We start from the raw sequence: 19,537 nt of genomic DNA, 5'->3' as shown, positions 1-19,537 counted from the left end.
AAAAGGCCGGCGCAGAGGCCGGCCTTTCATGCGAGATCTCGAAGATCAGTGCTACTACATCAGTACCTGGCGACCACTGGGCCGCCCCAGCGGTAGTTCAGGCGGACGAGGCCCATATCGACATCCTGGCCAATGCGGTCGCTGCCGAAGGTGACTCCGGCCGGCGTGGTGAAGCCGATCGTGCGGTGACCAAGGAACATGTGGTCATACTCGACACCAACCGACCAGTTCGGTGCGAAGCCGAATTCGAGACCTGCACCAACGGTGCCGCCCCAACGAGTCTCGCGGGCTGACGCCAGCAGGGTACCAGCGCCCGGCGTGCCTGGAGCCGCGAAGACGTCGTACTTGTCCCCGACGACAGCGCCGCCACCCTTGACGTAGAGCAGCACGCTGTTCCAAGCGTAACCCACCTGGCCCGTGATCAAGCCAAAAGAGTCGATGCGCGAGCGATTGCGGTCGCCGACAACGAGTGCAGAGCCCGGGAAGGCGAGGCTGATGTTGTCGCCCTGGAAATCAGCCCAGTTGCCCTGACCCTCAAGGCCGAACACCCAACTGGCCGATTGCCAGCGGTAGCCAATCTGACCGCCGATCGTGCCGCCGGTCGCGTTGTGGCAGCCTTCGGGAACGAGAGTGCCCGTGACGGGCGTCACGAAGTCCCAGCACTTGTGGGCCGATCCGCCGCCGCCGTTGATGCCGATGTAGAAACCGCTCCAGTCGTAGATGGCGGCGACCATTGGCGGCGGCGCCTTGGTGTAGGGACGCGCCGCGAGATCCGCTGCACTCGCCGGCGCAGACACGCCCAACGCAACAATACCAATGGTACCGAACAGAATTTTCTTCATTGCAGTCTCCCCAGTGTGTCCGCTTCAGAGATCCCCGGAGCGGTCATTCAGGCGCGACGCCCATATGAACTAATTCCAAGGCAACGGTAGTCCAACCGGGAGCCTGAGTCCGTCTCTGAAATGCAACACTTATCGGACAATCGACATGCACGTAAGTTGATGAATGTTAAGCATTTTCCTGCCCCGCCTGGTTCCAATTCATGTCGGCGTGCATATGCGGAGGAGAACTTGCGTGCGCTTCGCTCCCCGCGATCCTTCGCCGGAACAAATCTGGAACAAATGTTGGGTCGATGCTATATATGGGGATAACCGAGGGCGTGGTGGGGTGATCGGTCTCCGTAAGCGTATAGGGTCGGCCCAGCAGGCGGCAGCGCGGGCGCGCCTTTTTCGAAATTCAGTGCCATTTGGAGTGGAGAGCGGCGATGGCGGGAAGCGTCAACAAGGTCATTCTGGTTGGAAATCTCGGCAAGGATCCGGAGATCCGCCGCACCCAGGACGGGCGGCCGATTGCGAATCTGAGCATCGCCACCTCAGAGACCTGGCGCGACAAGAACACCGGCGAACGCAAGGAAAAGACCGAGTGGCATCGCGTCGTGATCTTCAACGAAGGGCTCTGCAAGGTCGCCGAGCAGTACTTGAAGAAGGGCGCGAAGGTTTACATCGAGGGTGCGCTCCAGACCCGCAAATGGACAGACCAGAGCGGCGTGGAAAAGTACTCCACCGAGGTCGTGCTCCAGGGCTTCAACTCGACCCTGACGATGCTCGACGGCCGCGGCGGTGGTGGAGGAGGCGGCAGCTTCGGCGATGAGCCGGGCGGCGATTTCGGCTCATCCGGTCCGGTCAGCAGCGCGCCGCGCCGCGCCGTGGCCGCTGGCGGCGGCCGCAACAACGACATGGACGACGACATCCCGTTCTGAGAACGGTCCCCCGACGAGACGGCGCTGGCCCAAGAGGGCCGTGCGCCTTCCACGTCGTATCAGCAAACCGTGCTAATCAGCGGGCTGGGCTCGGGATTTCCGGGCCCGTTTCATGTTTGGGGCGAACTCGCCTTGCCAGCGGCCAAACGCGGCCGACGGAGAACATTCGACCGCCCGATAGTGCCTGCAAAGGGCGATTTTGGACGGTGGCTGCAGCAACCCCGAAGGCGCTGCTGTCGATGCCTTAAGTTGTTGGAAAAACAACCGGAAAAAGCGCCTCCCGGAAGCCTCCAAGGGTGGTTATCGGGGCCTCGATGCGCTATATGATTCCCAGATAAACCTTCACCGGATTCCCCCTTGGCTGACGACGACAACAAGCCCGGCGATCAGCCGGCGCAACCCTCGGACATTCGCCCCGTCTCGATCTACGAGGAGATGAAGAAGTCCTATCTCGATTACGCCATGAGCGTGATCGTGTCGCGTGCGCTGCCCGATGCGCGCGATGGGTTGAAGCCGGTGCATCGCCGCATCCTGTTCTCGATGAACGAGGAAGGCTATACGCCCGACAAGAAGCACAAGAAGTCGGCCGGTATCGTCGGCGACGTCATGGGCCAATACCATCCGCATGGCGACCAAGCGATCTATGACGCGTTGGTCCGCATGGCGCAGCCTTTCTCGATGCGAGAGTTGCTGGTGGACGGGCAGGGCAATTTCGGCTCGGTCGACGGCGATCCTCCGGCGGCGATGCGCTATACCGAGTCGCGTCTGACGAAGATCGCGCTCAAGCTGCTCGACGACATCGACAATGAGACGGTCGACTTCCAGGACAACTATGACGGTTCCACCAAGGAGCCGGTGGTCCTGCCGGCAAGGTTCCCCAACCTGCTGGTGAACGGCGCAGGCGGCATCGCGGTCGGCATGGCCACCAACATCCCGCCGCACAATCTCGGCGAGGTCATCGACGCCTGCCTGGCGCTGGTCGACAATCCGTCGCTGACCATCGACGAACTCAACAACATCATCCCGGGTCCGGATTTCCCGACCGGCGGCATCATCCTCGGACGTCAGGGTATCCGCAGCGCCTACCATCTCGGCCGCGGCTCCATCGTGATGCGCGGCAAAGTCACATTCGAGACGATCCGGAAGGAGCGCGAGGCGATCGTCATCACCGAGATCCCGTATCAGGTGAACAAGGCGACGATGGTCGAGCGCATCGCCGAGCTCTACAAGGAAAAGAAGATCGAGGGCATCTCTGACCTTCGCGACGAATCCGACCGCGACGGCTACCGCGTCGTCGTCGAGCTCAAGCGCGATGCCGTGCCCGACGTGGTGCTCAACCAGCTCTACAAATTCACCCCGCTGCAGACCTCCTTTGGTGTCAACGCCGTGGCGCTCGATAGCGGCCGCCCGCAGACGATGAATCTGAAGGACATGTTGACGATCTTCGTCGGCTTCCGCGAGCAGGTCGTCACCCGCCGGACCAAGTACAAGCTGCGCAAGGCGCGCGAGCGCGCGCACGAGCAGGTCGGTCTTGCCATCGCGGTCGCCAATATCGACGAGATCATCAAGGTGATCCGGACCTCGCCGACGCCGGCTGCGGCGCGCGAGACCCTGATGACGCGCGATTGGCCGGCGCGCGACGTCGAGGATATCATCACGCTGATCGACGATCCCCGCCATCGCATCAACGAGGACGGCACGATCCGCCTGTCGCTGGATCAAGCGAAGGCCATCCTGGAGCTGCGCCTGGCGCGACTCACCGCGCTCGGCCGCGACGAGATCGGCGATGAGCTCTCCAAGCTTGCGGGTGAGATCGGAGAGTATCTCGAGATCCTGCACTCGCGCGCCCGTATCCTCGACATCATCAAGACCGAGCTTGCCGAGGTGAAGGCCGAGTTCGCCACGCCGCGCAAGACCGTGATCATGGAGCAGGAAGGCGAGGTCGAGGACGAGGACCTGATCCAGCGCGAGGACATGGTCGTGACCGTCTCGCACGCCGGCTACGTCAAGCGCGTGCCGCTGTCGGCCTACCGCGCCCAGCGCCGCGGCGGCAAGGGCCGCGCCGGCATGCAGACCCGCGACGAGGACTTTGTCAGCCGCCTGTTCGTGGCCTCCACGCACACGCCGGTGCTGTTCTTCTCCTCGCGCGGCCAGGTCTACAAGGAAAAGGTCTGGCGGCTGCCGATGGCCGCGCCGAACGCGCGCGGCAAGGCGATGATCAACATCCTGCCGCTGGAGCAGGGCGAACGCATCACCACCATCATGCCGCTGCCCGAGGATGAATCCACCTGGGCCCAGCTCGACGTGATGTTCGCCACGACGGGCGGTAACGTCCGGCGCAACAAGCTGTCCGACTTCGTCGATGTCCGCCGTTCCGGCATCATCGCGATGAAGCTCGATGACGGCGAAGCGATCGTCGACGTGCAGATCTGCACCGAGCGCGACGACGTGCTGCTGACCGCTGCCGGCGGCCAGTGCATCCGCTTCCCGGTCCCAGATGTTCGCGTGTTCACCGGGCGCACCTCGATGGGTGTCCGCGGCATCGCGCTCGGCGAGGGCGACAAGGTGATCTCGCTGGCGATCCTGCGCCACGTCGAGACCACTTCGGACGAACGCTCAGCCTATTTGAAGATGCGCCGCGCGGTCGCCGGCGAGTCCGCGGCTGAAGAGGCTGCGGTCGATGCCGAGGCGGAGGAGACCTCCGGCAGCTTCCAGCTTCCGCAGGAGCGCTATGCCGAGATGTCGGCAGCCGAGCAGGTGGTGCTGACAGTCTCCGTCAACGGCTATGGCAAGCGGACCTCGTCCTACGAGTACCGCACAACGGGCCGCGGCGGCAAAGGCATCGTCGCCATGAGCGTCAACAACCGCAACGGCAACCTCGTTGCATCGTTCCCTGTTGAGGACGCCGATCAAATCATGCTGGTCACCGACAAGGGCCAGCTGATCCGCTGCCCGGTCGAAGGCATTCGCATCGCCGGTCGCTCGACGCAAGGCGTGATCGTGTTCGACACCGCCGAGGACGAGCACGTCGTCTCGGTCGAGCACATCACGGAGGAGGCGGAGAACGGCAACGGCGCCAATGCGGAGACGAGCGGGGATTGATGCATCACCCCGTAGCCCGGATGGAGCGAAGCGAAATCCGGGCTCCTTGCCATGCGCTGAGAAACCCGGATTACGCTTGCGCTCCATCCGGGCTACGCACTTGCGCTAGATCTCCAATTCCGTGCCGAACTCCACCACCTGCTTGGTGGGCACGCCGAAGAATGCGGCCGAGCGTTCGGCATTGCGCTGCAGGAAGGCGAACAGGCCTTCGCGCCAGACCCACATGCCCGGAATGTCCTCGCGCGGGATGATGGTCTCGCGGCCCACATAATAGGTGACGTCGGAGAGTTCGATGCCGGGCAGCTTGCCCTGGCGGCAGGCGAGCGCCAATCCCTCGTAGATCGTCGGGTTCTGCATGAAGCCGTAATGCAGGATGATGCGGGTGATGCCGGGAATGATCTCGATCACCTCGGCACGCTCCTCGTCCGGGATGTGCGGGGACTCCTCGATCAGCACCGTCACCAGCAGCACGCGCTCGTGCAGCACGTGGTTGTGCTTGACGAACTGGGTCAGCGCGAGCGGCACGCCGCGTGGCGCGGAAGCCAGGAACGCGGCGGTCCCGGGCAGCCTGGCGCGGCACTTGTTGACCGCAGTCTCGATCAGGTCCTCCTCGGGCTGGCGCAGCTTTGCGCGCGCGGCCTCGACCAGCTTCACGCCGGCGCGCCAGGTCAGCATCAGGAAGGCGACGAGGCCCGCGAGCAGCAGCGGAAACCAGCCGCCCTCGAACAGCTTGATCGAGTTCGCCGCGAAGAAAATCATATCGATCACGAAGAAGAAGCCGTTCACGGCTACGACGAGCCAGGGCGAAAAGCCCCACTGGAGCGCGACCAGTGCGGCCAAAAGCGTGGTGATCGCCATCAGCAAGGACACCGCGATGCCGTAGGCGCCGGCCAGCGCATCCGAGGAGCCGAAGCTCAGGACCGCCCCCAACGTTGCGGCAGCGAGCAGCCAGTTCACCAGCGGCACGTAAATCTGACCGATCGCATCGCTCGTGGTGTGGCGGATCTGCATGCGCGGCAGGAAGCCCAGCTGGATCGACTGCTGGGTCAGCGAGAACACGCCGGAGATGATCGCCTGCGAGGCGATGACCGTCGCGACGGCCGAGAACACGACCAGCAAATAGTGCAGGGCGTCGGGGCAGAGCTGGAAGAACGGGTTCTCGATCATCGCGGGATCGGTGATCAGCAGCGCGGCCTGGCCGAAATAATTCAGCACCAGCGCGGGCAGGCAGATCCCAAACCAGGCGAGCCTGATCGGCAGGCGGCCGAAATGGCCCATGTCGGCGTACATGGCTTCGCCACCGGTCACCGCGAGGAAGGCGGCGCCGAGGATCGCGAAGGAGACGTGGAAATCCTGGTGGATCAGGAAGTCGAAGGCATAGAGCGGGCTGAGCGCGGCGAGAACCGCCGGGGCCTTGATGATGCCGTGGATGCCGAGCGCGGCCAGCACGACGAACCAGGCCAGCATGACCGGTCCGAAGATGCGGCCGATGAAGCCGGTGCCCTGCTTCTGCATCATGAACAGGCCGACCAGAATAGCGACGGTGACGGGCACGACCACAGACGAGAGCGAGGGCGCGTCGACCTTGAGGCCTTCGATGGCTGACAGCACCGAGATGGCCGGCGTGATCGCCCCGTCGCCGTACAGCAGGGCGGCGCCAATGAGGCCGATGACAAGCAGATGCGCGCGCCAGGTGCCCGGCTGGGCGTGACGGGCATGCAGCAGTGCCAGCAGCGCGACGATGCCGCCTTCGCCGCGGTTGTCCGCGCGCAGGATCAGCAGCGCGTATTTCAGCGAGATGATCAGCAACAGAGCCCAGAGGATCAGCGAAGCAACGCCCAGGACGGCCTCGGGAGTCACTGCGCCGCCATGAGCGGCCGCCTTGGCGGCTTCCTTCAGGGCGTAGAGCGGGCTGGTGCCGATATCGCCGTAGACCACCCCGAGGGCGCCCATGGTCATGGCAAGCGGCAGCGGATCGGGATGATGGCCGGACGCAACTGCGGGCGTACTGGACAAAGGCAACCCCTCAATGGGATCGCGCCCGTCGGTCCATTCCGACAGGCGCGAACATCACACACTCTGCGACGAGACGTCGCAAATATCCATGGGGTTTATAACCGGCTTTGCATGACGCGAAGCTGACAGAGCGCCTACGGGGTGCGGTCCGCGGTCACCAGGCGGGCCTCGCGGACATTGGCCTTGGTGCCGGCACGACGCAGGCAGGCCGCCTCGAAGTTCGGCCAGGCCTGCTGCGAGCAGTCCCTGCCGATGGACTTAATGTCGAGCCGGTCACCCTTGGCCAGTGGCTGCGGCACGCTGGCTTCGACGGTAGGAGCAAAACCGGGCAGGAGGGTGAGGGTTGCAGCCACGCACGCGGCGATAGCGATCGCTGAAAGAGCCTTGATCATCGACGGTCCCCTGTGATGCGGCCGCTACGCCCAGGTTGCGGCCCGTCATTCGTTGGTTGGATTGATAACCATGACCAGTTTCCTGACGTCTTCGCCGATGCCGGAAATGGTTTCGTTCGCGTCCCGTTTTGTTTCGTGGATGGTCCGAGGACGAAACAAATCGGGTCTTTCCGACGGGGTTTGGCGGAAAATCGCGCAGGAAACTGCTACGGAACCCGCCCGGCTTGCCGGCCCGGGCCGGGCGGGGTAGGAGGAAGGCCATGCCGCGCATCGCCTTCTACCCAGGTTCCTTCGACCCCATCACCAACGGCCATCTGGACGTGGTCCGGCATGCCGTTCCGCTTTGCGACCGGCTGGTTGTCGCAATCGGGGTCCATCCCGGCAAGAAACCGCTGTTCTCGACCGAGGAGCGGTTGAAAATGCTCCACGACGTCTGCGGGCCGATTGCGGCCCAGGCCGGCTGTGCGCTGGAGGCCACCACCTTTGACGACCTCTCTGTGACGGCTGCCCGCAAGCACGGTGCGACCATCATGATTCGCGGTCTTCGTGACGGCACCGACCTCGACTACGAAATGCGGCTTGCCGGCATGAACGAAGCGATGGCGCCGGAGGTGCACACGGTCTTCCTGCCGGCGTCTCCGATGGTCCGCCCGATCGCTGCCACACTGGTACGCCAGATCGCAGCGATGGGCGGCGACGTTTCGACCTTCGTGCCGCCGCTCGTTGCATCCCTTCTCAAGGCCAAATTCGCCTGAAAACGGCGCACGTCTCATCTCATCTGATCCGGAGTTTTCATGAACCGTCGTTTCGCAATTCTTGCCACGATGTTTGTCGCACTCGTCGGTGCGGTCCCGGCGATGGCGCAGCAGCTGCCGGCCAATCTCGACAAGGCCAATGCGCTCGTCATCGACACCACCAAGGGCCGCATCGTCATCAAGCTCCGGACCGACTTGGCGCCGCACCACGCCGAGCGTCTCAAGCAGCTCGCGCGCGAGGGCTTTTACAACAACGTGCCCTTCCACCGCGTGATGGACGGCTTCATGGCCCAGACCGGCGATGGCCAGAACGGCAACGGCACCGGCGGCTCGAAATATCCGAACCTGAAGCAGGAGTTCTCCAAGGTTCACTTCGCACGCGGCATCGTCGGCATGGCCCGCCGCGGCGACAGTGTCGATACCGCCAACTCGCAGTTCTTCATCATGTTCGCCGACGGTGGCGGCCTCGATGGCCAGTACACCGTGGTCGGCGAGGTGGTGCAGGGCATGGACGTGGTCGACAAGCTGAAGAAGGCGCCAGCCGGCTCGTCGAGCGGCACCGTCACCGATCCCGACAAGATGGTGAAGGTACAGGTCGCCTCCGATATCAAGTAGCGGAACGATGGCGCGCCGTGGCGACAGGCTCCTGTTCGCTGCCGCGGCGCTGCTGCTCGGCACCACCAGTGCTGCCGCAGAGGACGCGCAGGTCAACACCATCCAGGACGTCTTCCAGCACTTGCGGACCTGCTGGAAGCCGCCACCGCCGGCCAAGGCCCGTCCTATCGACATCACCGTCGTGGTGAGCTTTAACCGGTCCGGAAACATTCTGGGCCACCCAAGGATTACCTATGAATCCGCGGAGGCTTCGGACAATGACCGGCTGCAATACCGGATCGCGGTGATGGAGGCGTTGCAACGCTGCACGCCGATGCCATTTTCCGCTGCAATGGCCGGCGCCGCGGCGGGACGTCCCTTCGCGATCCAGTTCCGTAATCGCAGAACTTCGCCTGACAAGACTTCACCCCCAACGCAAGAGAGACGAGCATGAGCGTCACCGAAAACACATTGATCCTCGAGACCACGCAGGGCCCGGTCACCATCGAGATGCGCCCCGACCTCGCGCCTGGCCATGTCGCGCGCATCAAGGAGCTGGTCCGCGAGGGCTTCTACGACGGCATTGTGTTCCATCGCGTGATCGACGGCTTCATGGCGCAGACCGGCTGCCCGCACGGCACCGGCACCGGCGGCTCGGGCAAGAAGCTGAAGGCCGAGTTCAACAAGGAGCCGCATGTGCGTGGCACGGCCTCGATGGCCCGCGCCGCCAATCCCGATTCCGGCGACAGCCAGTTCTTCATCTGCTTCGATGACGCCCGTTTCCTCGACAACCAGTACACGGTGTGGGGCAAGGTCACCGAGGGCATGGAGAACGTCGACAAGATCAAGCGCGGCGAGCCGGTGCAGAACCCCGACAAGATCATCAAGGCGCGGATGGCCGCGGACAAGGAATAAGCGGCTCTTGTCGATGTCATGCCCCGCGCCGGGCATCCAGTAACCACCGGAGGTGGTTACAGCTAAGATTGTGAGTGCTGGATCGCCCGCTTTCTGCGTGGGCGATGGCAGGTTCTGGGTATGCGCACGGACCTCTTCGATTTCGACCTGCCGCCCGAGCGCATCGCGTTGCGTCCGGCGAACCCGCGCGACTCCGCGAAGATGCTGGTCGTCGAGAACGGTACGCTGCGCGATCAGACCATCGTCGACCTGCCGCAATGGCTGAGGCCGGGCGACCAGCTCGTCGTCAACGACACCAAGGTAATCGCCGCGCAATTGAAAGGCCGCCGCATCGGCCGGGAGACCGAGCCGAAGATCGAGGCGACGCTGATCAAGCGGCTCGACGGTTCGCGTTGGCAGGCGCTGGTGAAGCCGGCCAAGAAGCTCGTCGCCGGTGATCGCATCCGCTTCGGCAATGAGGGCAAGGTCTGCCTGCTCGGCCATCTCGATGCCGAGGTCGAGGCCAAAGGCGGTGAGGGCGAGGTGACGCTGTCATTCTCGTTTCATGGCCCGGCGCTCGATCAGGCCATCGCCGATCTCGGCAGCCCGCCGCTGCCGCCCTACATCGCCTCCAAGCGCACGCCCGACGATCAGGATCTCGCCGACTACCAGACCATGTTCGCGATGAACGAAGGCGCGGTCGCAGCGCCGACGGCAGGCCTGCACTTCACGCCATCGCTGGAGCAGGCGCTGCGCGAGCGCGGTGTCGGGATCGTCAGAGTCACGCTGCATGTCGGGGCAGGGACCTTCCTGCCGGTCAAGGTCGACGACACCGATGCTCACAAGATGCATGCCGAGTGGGGCACGATCTCGGCCGAGACGGCGGAAGCATTGAATGCCGCACGAAAGAGCGGCGGCCGCATTGTTGCGGTCGGTACCACGTCATTGCGGCTGCTGGAAAGCGCGGCGACGGAAGACGGCACGATCCAGCCCTTCACGGCGGAGACGTCGATCTTCATCACGCCGGGTTATCGGTTCCGCGCGGTCGATGTCCTGATGACGAATTTTCATTTGCCAAAGTCGACGCTGTTCATGCTGGTATCGGCCTTCGCCGGCCTGGACACGATGAAGCAGGCCTACGCACACGCGATCGCGAATGAGTACCGGTTTTACTCGTATGGCGACGCGTGCCTGTTATTTCGGGCAGAGCCGTAGGGTGGGCAAAGCAAAGCGTGCCCACGCCTTTCTAAAATGCGGAGAAGACAGGTGGGCACGGCGCTTGCGCGCCTTTGCCCACCCTACGAGACCTTTTCCTACGGTGTCCCTTACGCCATCACCCGCTGCGGCAACAGCTCCGCGATCTGCACCGCGTTCAGCGCCGCGCCCTTGAGCAGCTGATCGGCGGCCACGAACATCGAGATCGAATGCCCCGAGGGGTCACTGAGGTCCCTGCGGATGCGGCCGACCAGGACATCGTCCTGGCCTGAGGCGTCAATCGGCATCGGGAAGTAGTTCTTCACGCGATCGTCGACGACCTTGACGCCGGGGGCCTGCGCCATGATGGCGCGGACCTGGTCCTCGGTGATCGGCTTCTCGCATTCGAAGGTGATGGCCTCGCAATGCGCGCGCAGCACCGGCACGCGCACGCAGGTGACGCCGATCGCGATCTTCTCGTCCTCGAAGATCTTCCGGGTTTCGTTGATGACCTTGGTCTCTTCGTCGTTGTAGCCGGTCTCGGGATCAATTGCGGTGTTGTGGCTGAAGAGATTGAAGGCGTAGGGGTGCGGCATCACCTTGGGCGTATAGACCTGCCCGTTGAGATTGGCGCGGGTGGATTCGACGAGCTCGTCCATCGCCGCGGCGCCGGCGCCTGAGGCGGCCTGGTAGGTCGAGAGGATGACGCGCTTGATGCGGTTCTTCTGATGGATCGGCCAGAGCGGCACCAGCGCGGTGATCGCGGCGCAGTTCGGGTTGGCGATGATGCCCTTGTGGTCGCGGATGCGATTGCCGTTCACCTCGGGGATCACCAGCGGCACGTTCGGGTCCATTCGGAAGGCGGAGGAGTTGTCGACGACGACGGCCCCGGCCTTGACCGCAATAGGCGCGAACTTCTTGGAGATGCCGCTGCCTGCCGAGAACAGCGCGATGTCGACGCCGTCGAACGCGCGCTCGGTCAGCTCCTCGATGACAATATCCTGGCCGCGGAACGACACCGTCTTGCCGGCCGAGCGGGCGCTGGCGAGCGCCTTCAGCTTGCTGACGCGAAAGCCGCGCTTGTCCATGGTGGCGATGAATTCGGCGCCCACTGCACCGGTGACGCCGACAATCGCGACGACTGGATCGTTACTCACTTTGTCCTCCTTTGCGTTGAGATTCAGACAACAAAAAAGCCCCGGACCATCGAGGGCGGGGCTTCGGTCAAGCTTGATGCGTTCTAGTCGACGACTACGCGCGCACGCCTCCCCGGGCCCCTGAGGCCGTGGTGGTTTTGGTCGTGCGTTTGGTGGTCGTGAACATGGCGCGACTTATGCGGGAGAGTTCTGCGCGCGTCAATGGCTTTCCGGCAGGATTGCGGCCTCGTTTATCTGCCCCGCACGCCCGGCGGCTCGAGGATGACTTCCTTGAGATCGTCGCCGCTGATGACGACGATCGCGAAATTGAGCCGGCCGCGATCGCGCACCAGCCCGCCGCTGATGGCCTTGCCGGATGCCGCTTTCTCGGCGACGCGCACGGCATCGGCGAGGCGATGCCTGATGGCGCCGAGCGCTGCGAGATTGCTGCGATCTTCCAGGTCGAGTTCGGTCAGCGGCAGGGCAGCTTCGCCGCCCATGACTTCGCCCGTCGCCGCGTTGATGGTGTACCGCCAGATCCGGTCATTGTGCAGGGTCTTCACCCGGTACACAGGTACGCCCGATTCGCCGTCGAAGCTGACATCCGCGGTTGTCGCGCCGGCATGACGGGCCTCCGCAATCGCCATGGCCTGGCTGATCGAGATCGACGAGCTGCGGAAGCGCTCTATCTCGCGGGTGACGGCCTGGCGGTCCGCTGCGACGTCCCCATCTGTCTCGTTGTGGAGGGCGGTGGGTGTAGAGCCCGCCGAGACGATGGCTCGGGCCGGCGCTGCGGCGAGCAGCCCCGATAGGGCGATCGCAAGCAAGCCTGACACCCGTCCTTTTGTCGATCGCATGGTCCAAACCCTCGACCAGAAAGTCTGCCGGATGTTCGTAAAGAAATCGCGGCCGACCTTGGGCACCGGCCGGCCGCGGAACGTCACCACGGGCTGTACCCGTCGCGGCGATCTGAGCGGCCCGGTCCCCTTTTGGGGCTGGTGAATAAAAGTGGCCCGCACCGCTCTATAAACAAAACCATACCGTATCGTTTTATTTTGGTCAATGAAGGGGCGATCGTCCGCAGGGGACAAATCGCCGGTCTCACGGAAATGTCAGCGGGAAGGGCGGCGCCGTGGAGCGGCTTTTGGGACGCTTTGGACGCGGTCGGCAGGACCGATCGCGCCGGCGAGGAACAGCTTGATCGCTGCGCGCATCCGCTTCTCGGCGGCTTTCAGTTCCATCGGCGTGCCGAACGTCGCCATGCGGTGGGTGTGGCCGACGACGACGTCGAGGAACACTTCGGCTGCGATCGTGGTGTCGTCGACGTCGAGCGCGCCTTGCGCCACCAGGTGGTCGAAGAAGCGCGCGGTGGTGGCGACAGCCTTCAGCCAGCCTTCTTCCTTGCCGAGCTTGGCAATGTCGGGAAAGTTGATGGCCTGCGACGTCATCATGCGGCTGAACGCCATGGCGTCGGGCCCGCACGTGAAATTGAGCATGTCGCGCCCGATCTCGACCAGCCGCTGCTCGACCGAAATGTCGGATGAGCTGCCGAGCTGCGTCTCGGCTGCGGCCGACAGCGGCGCCAGCCAGCGCGCGATCTCGCGCCTCAGCACGGCCGTGAACAGCCCGCGCTTGTCGCCGTACCGTGAATAAACCGTGGGCTTGCTGACGCGAGCAGCTTCCGCCACTGCGTCGAGCGAGGTCGCGTCAAATCCGCGGTCGAGGAACAGGCGGGTGGCGACCTCGATCAACCGCTGATCGCGCTCGATCGCAGCTGACTTCGTCGGCCGGCCGCCGCGCGACTTTGATACCTCGCGCCGAGGTGCGGCCGTTCTTGCCTTGGTCGCAGCCGATCCCATGTCCAATGATGCCCAATGATTCCAGCGCGGTCGTGCCAGTGTTCATTGCTGTATAACGCGCAGCAACCGGGGCGTCATCGCGAATCTGGCCGAATTGGCCGTATCGTCAACGGTCCCCGACCAACGCCGTTCCGCGATGCGGACCTCACGGCATCCGCGAGGTCCAGGCCTGGCCGGCCGCCGCTTTCTCGTAGCCGTATTGGTAGAGCGCCCGCATATAGCTGGTGTCGAACCCCTCGGACGGCGACGCCGGATAATCGCGTTCGATATAGGAGAGGTGGAATCCAAGGTGGTTACGCCTGGCGAAATCATACGTCGAGAAGATGATCGAGCGCGTCTGCGACTGCGTGATCGAGGACAGGCTGCGTGAAGCGACGTCGATCGTGCTGTTGGCGACCAGCTCGAAATTGCGTTCGATCTTCTTGTTGACGAGGATGTAGATGTCCATCTTCGCGTTGCCGGGCAGGCGCCCCTGAAACAGCAGAGCTTCGGGCAAGGTCAGCACCGGGGCAGTCACGCCGCCATCGACATGCATCTCCTGAAACCTGCGGCCCTGACCTTCGGCCTCGATCAGGATCGGCGGAAATACCAGAGGAATGCTGGCGGAGGCCGCCATCACGTCGCGAAACAGCTTGAGCGCTTCAGGCGTGCCGACCGCGGCGATCTTGCCCATATCCCAGATCGCGGTGCGCTGGGTGTCGAGATCGGTGGTCACCACCAGGAGACGTCGGCCCTTGGCGTTCTCGCGCGCGACCTGTGCCAGGATCTCCGGCCCGACATAGCGGGCGACGAGCTCGCGCAGCCGCGTGTTGCCGAACAGGCCGGAGCCGAACAGCACGCGCATGATGCTGGGATCGTTCAGCAGGCTCTCGGCAATGCCGCTGGTGTAGAGCTCCCGCAGCGTGTCGTCATATTGCGATCCAAGGAACGCAAAGGGCGCGATCAGCCCTCCGGTGCTCACGCCTGATACGACGGAGAAGGTTGGACGGTTATGCGCCGCAGTCCAGCCGTTCAGCACCCCGACGCCATAGGCCCCATCAGCGCCGCCCCCTGATAGCGCCAGGTAGGTTCTGCTCCCGGTCGCCTTGTCCTGCTCGAAGCCGAACCTGGTGACGGGTTCGTCGGCGTAGCGGCGCAGGCCGTCGACGTCGAGCACGCGCGAGGCGCGGGCATCGGCCGCCGTGTAGGGCGTGCGCGGGAGCGAGGTGCAGGCGGCGAGTGCCAGACTGCACGCCAGCGCCAGCGCCCCGATCAGGCGGGCGCCTGTCCGCTTTGTCCCGCCATCGGAGGTGGCGGACATGTCGGTCGAACCTGTGGGGAGGGGCATTGGTCGGCGGCTGACGATCAAGCATCTACGGCCGTCGGCAATGTTGCCGCGCCGTCTCGTCCAACCCGTTACTAAACTATACCGTGTCGTTTTGTTTAACAAGGCAGGGCGCGGATCACGTCCGCGTCAACGCTGTCCCAGTCTGGGTCATCGTGCGGGTTGATCGGGCTGCCTCGACACGCAATAAGCACGCCATGAATCTTCCCAATCATTTCGAACTGCTCGCCACCGATGGCGCCGCGCGCACCGGCCGCCTGACCACGCCGCATGGTGTGGTGCGGACGCCCGCCTTCATGCCGGTCGGCACTGCCGGCGCCATGAAGGGCATGCATTGGCGCGAGGTGCGCGAGGCCGGCGCCGACATCGTGCTCGGCAACACCTATCATCTGATGCTGCGCCCCGGCGCTGAGCGTATCAACGCCCTGGGCGGCCTGCAGCGGTTCACCGGGTGGAACGGGCCGATGCTGACGGATTCTGGCGGCTTCCAGGTCATGTCGCTGTCGGATTTGCGCAAGATCAGCGAGCACGCCGTGACTTTCCGCTCGCATATCGACGGCGCCAAGATCGAGCTGTCGCCGGAGCGCTCGATCGAGGTCCAACGCCTGCTCGGTTCCGACATCGCGATGCAGATGGACGAATGCGTGCGGCTGCCGGCGGAGCGCGACGATATCGACCGTGCGATGCGGCTGTCGTTGCGCTGGGCCGAGCGGAGCAAGCGCGCCTTCGAGAGCGCGCCTGACGGTTACATGCTGTTTGGAATCGTGCAGGGCGGCGACATCCCGCAGCTGCGTCATGCCAGCACGCAAGGCCTCGTCGAAATCGGATTCCACGGCTATGCGATCGGCGGCCTGGCCGTCGGCGAGCCGCAGGAGGTCATGTTGGCGATGATCGACGAGACCGCGCCGGCGCTGCCGACGGATCGGCCGCGCTATCTGATGGGCGTCGGCACGCCCGACGATATCCTCGAAGCCGTGAAGCGCGGGGTCGACATGTTCGATTGCGTGATGCCGACGCGCAATGGCCGCCACGGCGTTGCGTTCACGCGCTTCGGCCAGGTGAACTTGCGCAACGCGCGACATGCAGACGATCCGCGCCCGCTCGACGAGGAAAGCTCATGGCCCTCGGCCAGCAATTATGCGCGCGCCTATCTGCATCATCTCGTCAAGGCTGGCGAGACGTTGGGAGCGATGTTGCTGTCCGAAATCAATATTGCCTACTACCAGTCCCTGATGCAGGGCATCAGGGATGCGATCGCCCGCGGAACGTTCGATGAGTTCTATCAGCGTACGCGCGAGGACTGGGCGAGGGGCGACATCGCCCCGCGCTAGATCGATCAAAGATCAGTTGCACACGATCCGCTGCTTGACGGCGTGCTTTGTGACAAAGCCGTAGCCGCAATTGTCGCAGGTCCAGAGATAGCTGATCATGTGGTCCGAGAGGTAAGCGGAAGCTTCGGCGGCGACCATGGAGTCGGCGCAAACCGGACAGGTGGGCAACTCGCTGCAACGCGGATCACGCCTTGGCGCGACGGTCGACAACACTTCAGCGACTGCTGACATCGTGGTGACCTCCCTGCTTTGAGACCTAAGTCTAACATAAGCAGAATCGGTTGACGAGGTCGCAACACAAATGCGTTGGTTTTCTGATAATTAAAGCTCACGCGGTTTTGCGATGCAGCGTATTTAACATGTGCCGCATTGTCGCTTGCGTGTCGTCATAAGCTGACCGTAACTGCGCATGCACAGCGCCAGAAGTACAAATTGTTGCCAAAGGGAGTTCATCATGGACGCATCGTCCACCACGGGTGCAGCGCACCAACCGGGTCGCGGCCGGGTTTATGACTCGATCGTCGAGGCTTTTGGCGACACGCCAATCGTGCGCCTGCGCCGGCTGCCGGGCATGCAAGGCGTCAATGCGACCATTCTGGCAAAGCTTGAATATTTCAATCCGGCCGCGAGCGTGAAGGACCGCATCGGTGCGGCCATGATCATCGCCATGGAGAAGGCGGGCATCATCAAGCCCGACACCGTGCTGATCGAGCCGACCTCCGGCAACACCGGCATCGCACTCGCCTTCGTCGCGGCGTCACGCGGTTACCGGTTGAAGCTCGTGATGCCGGAATCCATGTCGATCGAGCGGCGCAAGATGCTCGCCTTCCTCGGCGCCGAACTGGTGCTGACGCCGGCTGCGCAAGGCATGAAGGGCGCGATCGCAGCCGCCGAAGAGCTCCTGAAGACGACACCGAACTCGGTGATGCCGCAGCAGTTCAAGAACCTCGCCAATCCCGAGGTGCATCGCCGCACCACGGCGGAGGAGATATGGAATGACACATCAGGCAACATCGACTTCTTCGTCGCCGGCGTCGGCACCGGAGGCACCATCACGGGTGTCGGCCAGGTTCTGAAGCCGCGCAAGCCATCCTTGCGGGTAGTCGCCGTCGAGCCGGAGGAAAGCCCGGTGCTGTCAGGCGGCCAGCACACGCCGCACAAGATCCAGGGCATTGGCGCCGGCTTCGTGCCTGACATTCTCGACCGCGCCGTGATCGACGAGATCGTGAAAATCAACTCGACGACGGCGCTCGAGACGTCACGGGCGCTGGCGCGGCATGAGGGCATTCCGGGTGGCATCTCCTCGGGCGCTGCGATCGCAGCCGCGCTCCAGATCGGCAAGCGGCCGGAAGCTGCCGGAAAGACCATCCTCGCGGTCGTGCCGTCGTTCTCCGAGCGCTATCTTTCGACCGCTCTGTTTGAAGGAATCTAGGTCATGGCGGATCAACCGAGGCGGCCGCGGACGCTTGGCGACGCGCGGACCGAAGCCGAGGCAGCGTTCAAGAAGGTGACGGCCAAGGTCGCCGCGGCGCCGCCGAAGCAGAACGCCGTTCCCGGCATCAAGGAGCAGGTCACACTGCGCCTCGATCAGGACGTGCTGGAGTTCTTCCAGGAGGGCGGTCCCGGCTGGCAGGACCGCATCAACGAGGCGCTGCGCAAGGCGGCTGGGAAGTAACGCACTTCCTCGTAGCAACGAAAAAGCCCGGCGCGAGCCAGGCTTTTTGCGTCTCGCGATCTGGTCTCGGCTTAGTGGCGGAACATGCCGCCCATCATGCCGCCGACTACTCCGCCCACGAAGGCTGCGCCGGCAGCATCGCCAGCGCTGTTGCGATGCTGAACCGGTGCGCTCTGCGCGGGCGGGGGAGCCGCGTGCCGGGCCGGCTTGGGGCTGTCCTGGCTCGCGGCTGTCGTCGACGCCACGATCTCGGAGAGCAGGGCCTTGTGCTGCAGCTTGTTGAGGAAGCCCGTCGACGGATAGCCGCGGGCGGCCTGCCAGCGCTTCAGCACCGAGCGGGTTTCGTCGTTGAACACGCCGGTCACCTTGGTGTCGAAACCAAGACCGTTGAGGCGGCGCTGCACGTCGCGGCGCTGCCCCTTGTCGAGGCCGATCTGGTCCTCGGTGAGCTGGCTGGCGTCTTCGGTGAAGGTGGCGGGATCGACGCCGGCATTGAGGTTGCGAGTCGTGGTCGACGGACCGTTCTGGATCGCCGCCAGCCGTGCCAGCGCCAGCGGCTTGAACTGTCCGTTGGGATAGGCCGAGAGGTAGGCGTTAAGCTCTTCCGGCTTGTTGGATTCCTTCACCGAGCGCCAGAACTCGACTTCAGCCTCGGAGCCGCCGGCCGCTGCGGCTGGCGAGGCGGTTGCTGTCGGTGCCGCATTGGCGACCTGGGTCGCCGGCCCCTGGTTGAGGTAGACCGCCCCGATCAGGTTGGTGTGACCCCAGGGCAGCTGGCCCTTGTGGGTCTCCTCATTGACCTGGGCGCGCACCGAGGTCATGGCCTGCTGGATCTCGACGCCGGGCTTGGTGATGTTGTCGATCAGCGCGCGGGTGAATGGGCTGTTATTGCCCTCCTGGCCGTCGAGCGCGGTCTGGCCGGGGCCGGTGGCAAACGCGATCAGCGTGCCTTCGCCGGACTTCATCTCGGCAAGGCCGCTCTGAACGTTGACGCTGCGGGTGGCGGAGTTCGACTTGATCTTCGCGGCGAAGGGATTGTCGCGGCAGGCGTCGAGGAACACCAGCTTGACCTTGGCATCGCCCATGGTCTGGTCGAGCGTCAGGTCGATATTGATGGCGGCCCCGAGCTTGACGTCCATCTCCGATTTGATGTCGGCATCAACGGGCAAGAGATAGTTGGTGCCGCCGACGGCGATGCCGTGGCCGGCATAATAGAACACCGCGATGTCCGAGCCCTGCGCCTTGCGGCCGAAATCCAGCAGCTTCTCCGTCATCTGGTCGCGCGTGAGGTTGGATCCTTCGATCACCTCGAAGCCGACATTGCGCAGCGTCGATGCCATCGCCTTGGCGTCGATCGGCGGGTTCGGCAATTGCGCGACGTTCTTGTAGGCGCCGTTGCCGACGACGAAAGCGACGCGGCGGTCGGCCTTGGCGGCCCCGACGGACAGCGCCACGCACATCAGCGATACGATGAAGGTGAGAGTGCGCATCTGAAATCCCCAACAG

Annotated in this window: 19 protein-coding genes; 10 read left to right on the top strand and 9 right to left on the bottom strand. The window is 64.1% G+C overall.

The genetic code is table 11. The annotated features are described in order from the left end of the window. Positions 1 to 59: 59 nt before the first annotated feature. Positions 60 to 842: an outer membrane protein gene (locus XH88_RS38265; RefSeq protein WP_271673324.1), complete on the bottom strand. Its 783-nt coding sequence runs from the start codon at positions 840 to 842 to the stop codon at positions 60 to 62. A 422-nt stretch (positions 843 to 1,264) separates the two neighbouring features. Between XH88_RS38265 and XH88_RS38260 the strand changes: the two genes are divergently transcribed. Both XH88_RS38260 and gyrA read left to right on the top strand, forming a co-directional pair. Then, positions 1,265 to 1,759 (top strand): single-stranded DNA-binding protein, encoded by a 495-nt coding sequence (locus XH88_RS38260; RefSeq protein ID WP_271673323.1) that lies wholly within the window; start codon positions 1,265 to 1,267, stop codon positions 1,757 to 1,759. Between the two features lie 357 nt (positions 1,760 to 2,116). Next, positions 2,117 to 4,861 carry a DNA gyrase subunit A gene (gene gyrA / locus XH88_RS38255; protein ID WP_271673322.1) on the top strand — a complete coding sequence of 915 codons (2,745 nt, stop codon included), beginning with the start codon at positions 2,117 to 2,119 and terminating at the stop codon, positions 4,859 to 4,861. 105 nt (positions 4,862 to 4,966) lie between these two features. Here gyrA and XH88_RS38250 read toward each other — a convergent pair whose 3' ends face one another. Both XH88_RS38250 and XH88_RS38245 read right to left on the bottom strand, forming a co-directional pair. Next, entirely contained in the window at positions 4,967 to 6,820 is a 1,854-nt protein-coding gene (locus XH88_RS38250) for a potassium transporter Kup (RefSeq protein WP_271673464.1), read from the bottom strand. 191 nt (positions 6,821 to 7,011) lie between these two features. Continuing rightward, on the bottom strand, positions 7,012 to 7,269 hold the full coding sequence (locus XH88_RS38245) for a hypothetical protein (protein WP_271673321.1): 258 nt from the start codon (positions 7,267 to 7,269) through the stop codon (positions 7,012 to 7,014). Between the two features lie 260 nt (positions 7,270 to 7,529). Between XH88_RS38245 and coaD the strand changes: the two genes are divergently transcribed. From coaD to queA, 5 genes are all read left to right on the top strand, one after another. After that, positions 7,530 to 8,024 (top strand): pantetheine-phosphate adenylyltransferase, encoded by a 495-nt coding sequence (gene coaD / locus XH88_RS38240; protein WP_271673320.1) that lies wholly within the window; start codon positions 7,530 to 7,532, stop codon positions 8,022 to 8,024. 39 nt (positions 8,025 to 8,063) lie between these two features. Next, a complete protein-coding gene (locus XH88_RS38235; protein WP_271673319.1) occupies positions 8,064 to 8,639 on the top strand; it encodes a peptidylprolyl isomerase in 576 nt (191 codons plus the stop codon). 7 nt (positions 8,640 to 8,646) lie between these two features. Continuing rightward, positions 8,647 to 9,072 (top strand): hypothetical protein, encoded by a 426-nt coding sequence (locus XH88_RS38230; RefSeq protein ID WP_271673318.1) that lies wholly within the window; start codon positions 8,647 to 8,649, stop codon positions 9,070 to 9,072. Beyond that, the gene (locus XH88_RS38225; RefSeq protein WP_271673317.1) at positions 9,069 to 9,533 is read left to right on the top strand and encodes a peptidylprolyl isomerase; all 465 of its coding nucleotides are present in this window, start codon (positions 9,069 to 9,071) and stop codon (positions 9,531 to 9,533) included. Before XH88_RS38230 ends, XH88_RS38225 begins: the two co-directional genes overlap by 4 nt. A 120-nt stretch (positions 9,534 to 9,653) precedes the next feature. Continuing rightward, complete coding sequence (queA, locus tag XH88_RS38220) at positions 9,654 to 10,727, top strand: tRNA preQ1(34) S-adenosylmethionine ribosyltransferase-isomerase QueA (protein ID WP_271673316.1); 1,074 nt, start codon at positions 9,654 to 9,656, stop codon at positions 10,725 to 10,727. Positions 10,728 to 10,837: 110 nt separating this feature from the next. Here queA and XH88_RS38215 read toward each other — a convergent pair whose 3' ends face one another. The 4 genes from XH88_RS38215 to XH88_RS38200 all read right to left on the bottom strand — a co-directional run bounded on the left by XH88_RS38215 (position 10,838) and on the right by XH88_RS38200 (position 15,001). Then, positions 10,838 to 11,863 carry an aspartate-semialdehyde dehydrogenase gene (locus XH88_RS38215; RefSeq protein WP_271673315.1) on the bottom strand — a complete coding sequence of 342 codons (1,026 nt, stop codon included), beginning with the start codon at positions 11,861 to 11,863 and terminating at the stop codon, positions 10,838 to 10,840. Between the two features lie 230 nt (positions 11,864 to 12,093). Further along, positions 12,094 to 12,699 (bottom strand): PepSY domain-containing protein, encoded by a 606-nt coding sequence (locus XH88_RS38210; protein WP_271673463.1) that lies wholly within the window; start codon positions 12,697 to 12,699, stop codon positions 12,094 to 12,096. A gap of 255 nt (positions 12,700 to 12,954) precedes the next feature. Continuing rightward, positions 12,955 to 13,701 carry a TetR/AcrR family transcriptional regulator gene (locus tag XH88_RS38205; RefSeq protein ID WP_271673314.1) on the bottom strand — a complete coding sequence of 249 codons (747 nt, stop codon included), beginning with the start codon at positions 13,699 to 13,701 and terminating at the stop codon, positions 12,955 to 12,957. Positions 13,702 to 13,846: 145 nt separating this feature from the next. Beyond that, on the bottom strand, positions 13,847 to 15,001 hold the full coding sequence (locus XH88_RS38200; RefSeq protein WP_271673313.1) for a patatin-like phospholipase family protein: 1,155 nt from the start codon (positions 14,999 to 15,001) through the stop codon (positions 13,847 to 13,849). Positions 15,002 to 15,222: 221 nt separating this feature from the next. Here XH88_RS38200 and tgt point away from each other — a divergent pair, with 221 nt between their 5' ends. Then, positions 15,223 to 16,356, top strand: a complete 1,134-nt coding sequence (tgt, locus tag XH88_RS38195) for a tRNA guanosine(34) transglycosylase Tgt (RefSeq protein WP_271673312.1) — start codon at positions 15,223 to 15,225, stop codon at positions 16,354 to 16,356. Between the two features lie 12 nt (positions 16,357 to 16,368). On the opposite strand, the gene XH88_RS38190 is transcribed toward tgt, so the two are convergent. Beyond that, positions 16,369 to 16,587 (bottom strand): hypothetical protein, encoded by a 219-nt coding sequence (locus tag XH88_RS38190; protein ID WP_271673311.1) that lies wholly within the window; start codon positions 16,585 to 16,587, stop codon positions 16,369 to 16,371. 223 nt (positions 16,588 to 16,810) lie between these two features. Here XH88_RS38190 and cysK point away from each other — a divergent pair, with 223 nt between their 5' ends. Next, positions 16,811 to 17,788, top strand: a complete 978-nt coding sequence (gene cysK / locus XH88_RS38185) for a cysteine synthase A (RefSeq protein WP_271673310.1) — start codon at positions 16,811 to 16,813, stop codon at positions 17,786 to 17,788. Between the two features lie 3 nt (positions 17,789 to 17,791). Continuing rightward, on the top strand, positions 17,792 to 18,031 hold the full coding sequence (locus XH88_RS38180) for a BrnA antitoxin family protein (protein WP_271673309.1): 240 nt from the start codon (positions 17,792 to 17,794) through the stop codon (positions 18,029 to 18,031). A gap of 71 nt (positions 18,032 to 18,102) precedes the next feature. Here the strand turns inward: XH88_RS38180 and XH88_RS38175 are convergent, their stop codons facing one another. Then, positions 18,103 to 19,521, bottom strand: a complete 1,419-nt coding sequence (locus tag XH88_RS38175) for a caspase family protein (RefSeq protein ID WP_271673308.1) — start codon at positions 19,519 to 19,521, stop codon at positions 18,103 to 18,105. Positions 19,522 to 19,537 lie beyond the last annotated feature (16 nt).

It is taken from the genome of Bradyrhizobium sp. CCBAU 51627, assembly GCF_028128765.1.
Taxonomy (GTDB): Bacteria; Pseudomonadota; Alphaproteobacteria; order Rhizobiales; family Xanthobacteraceae; genus Bradyrhizobium.
The sequence above is the reverse complement of the archived record's forward strand: the minus strand, read 5'-3'. Positions and strand labels throughout refer to the sequence as shown.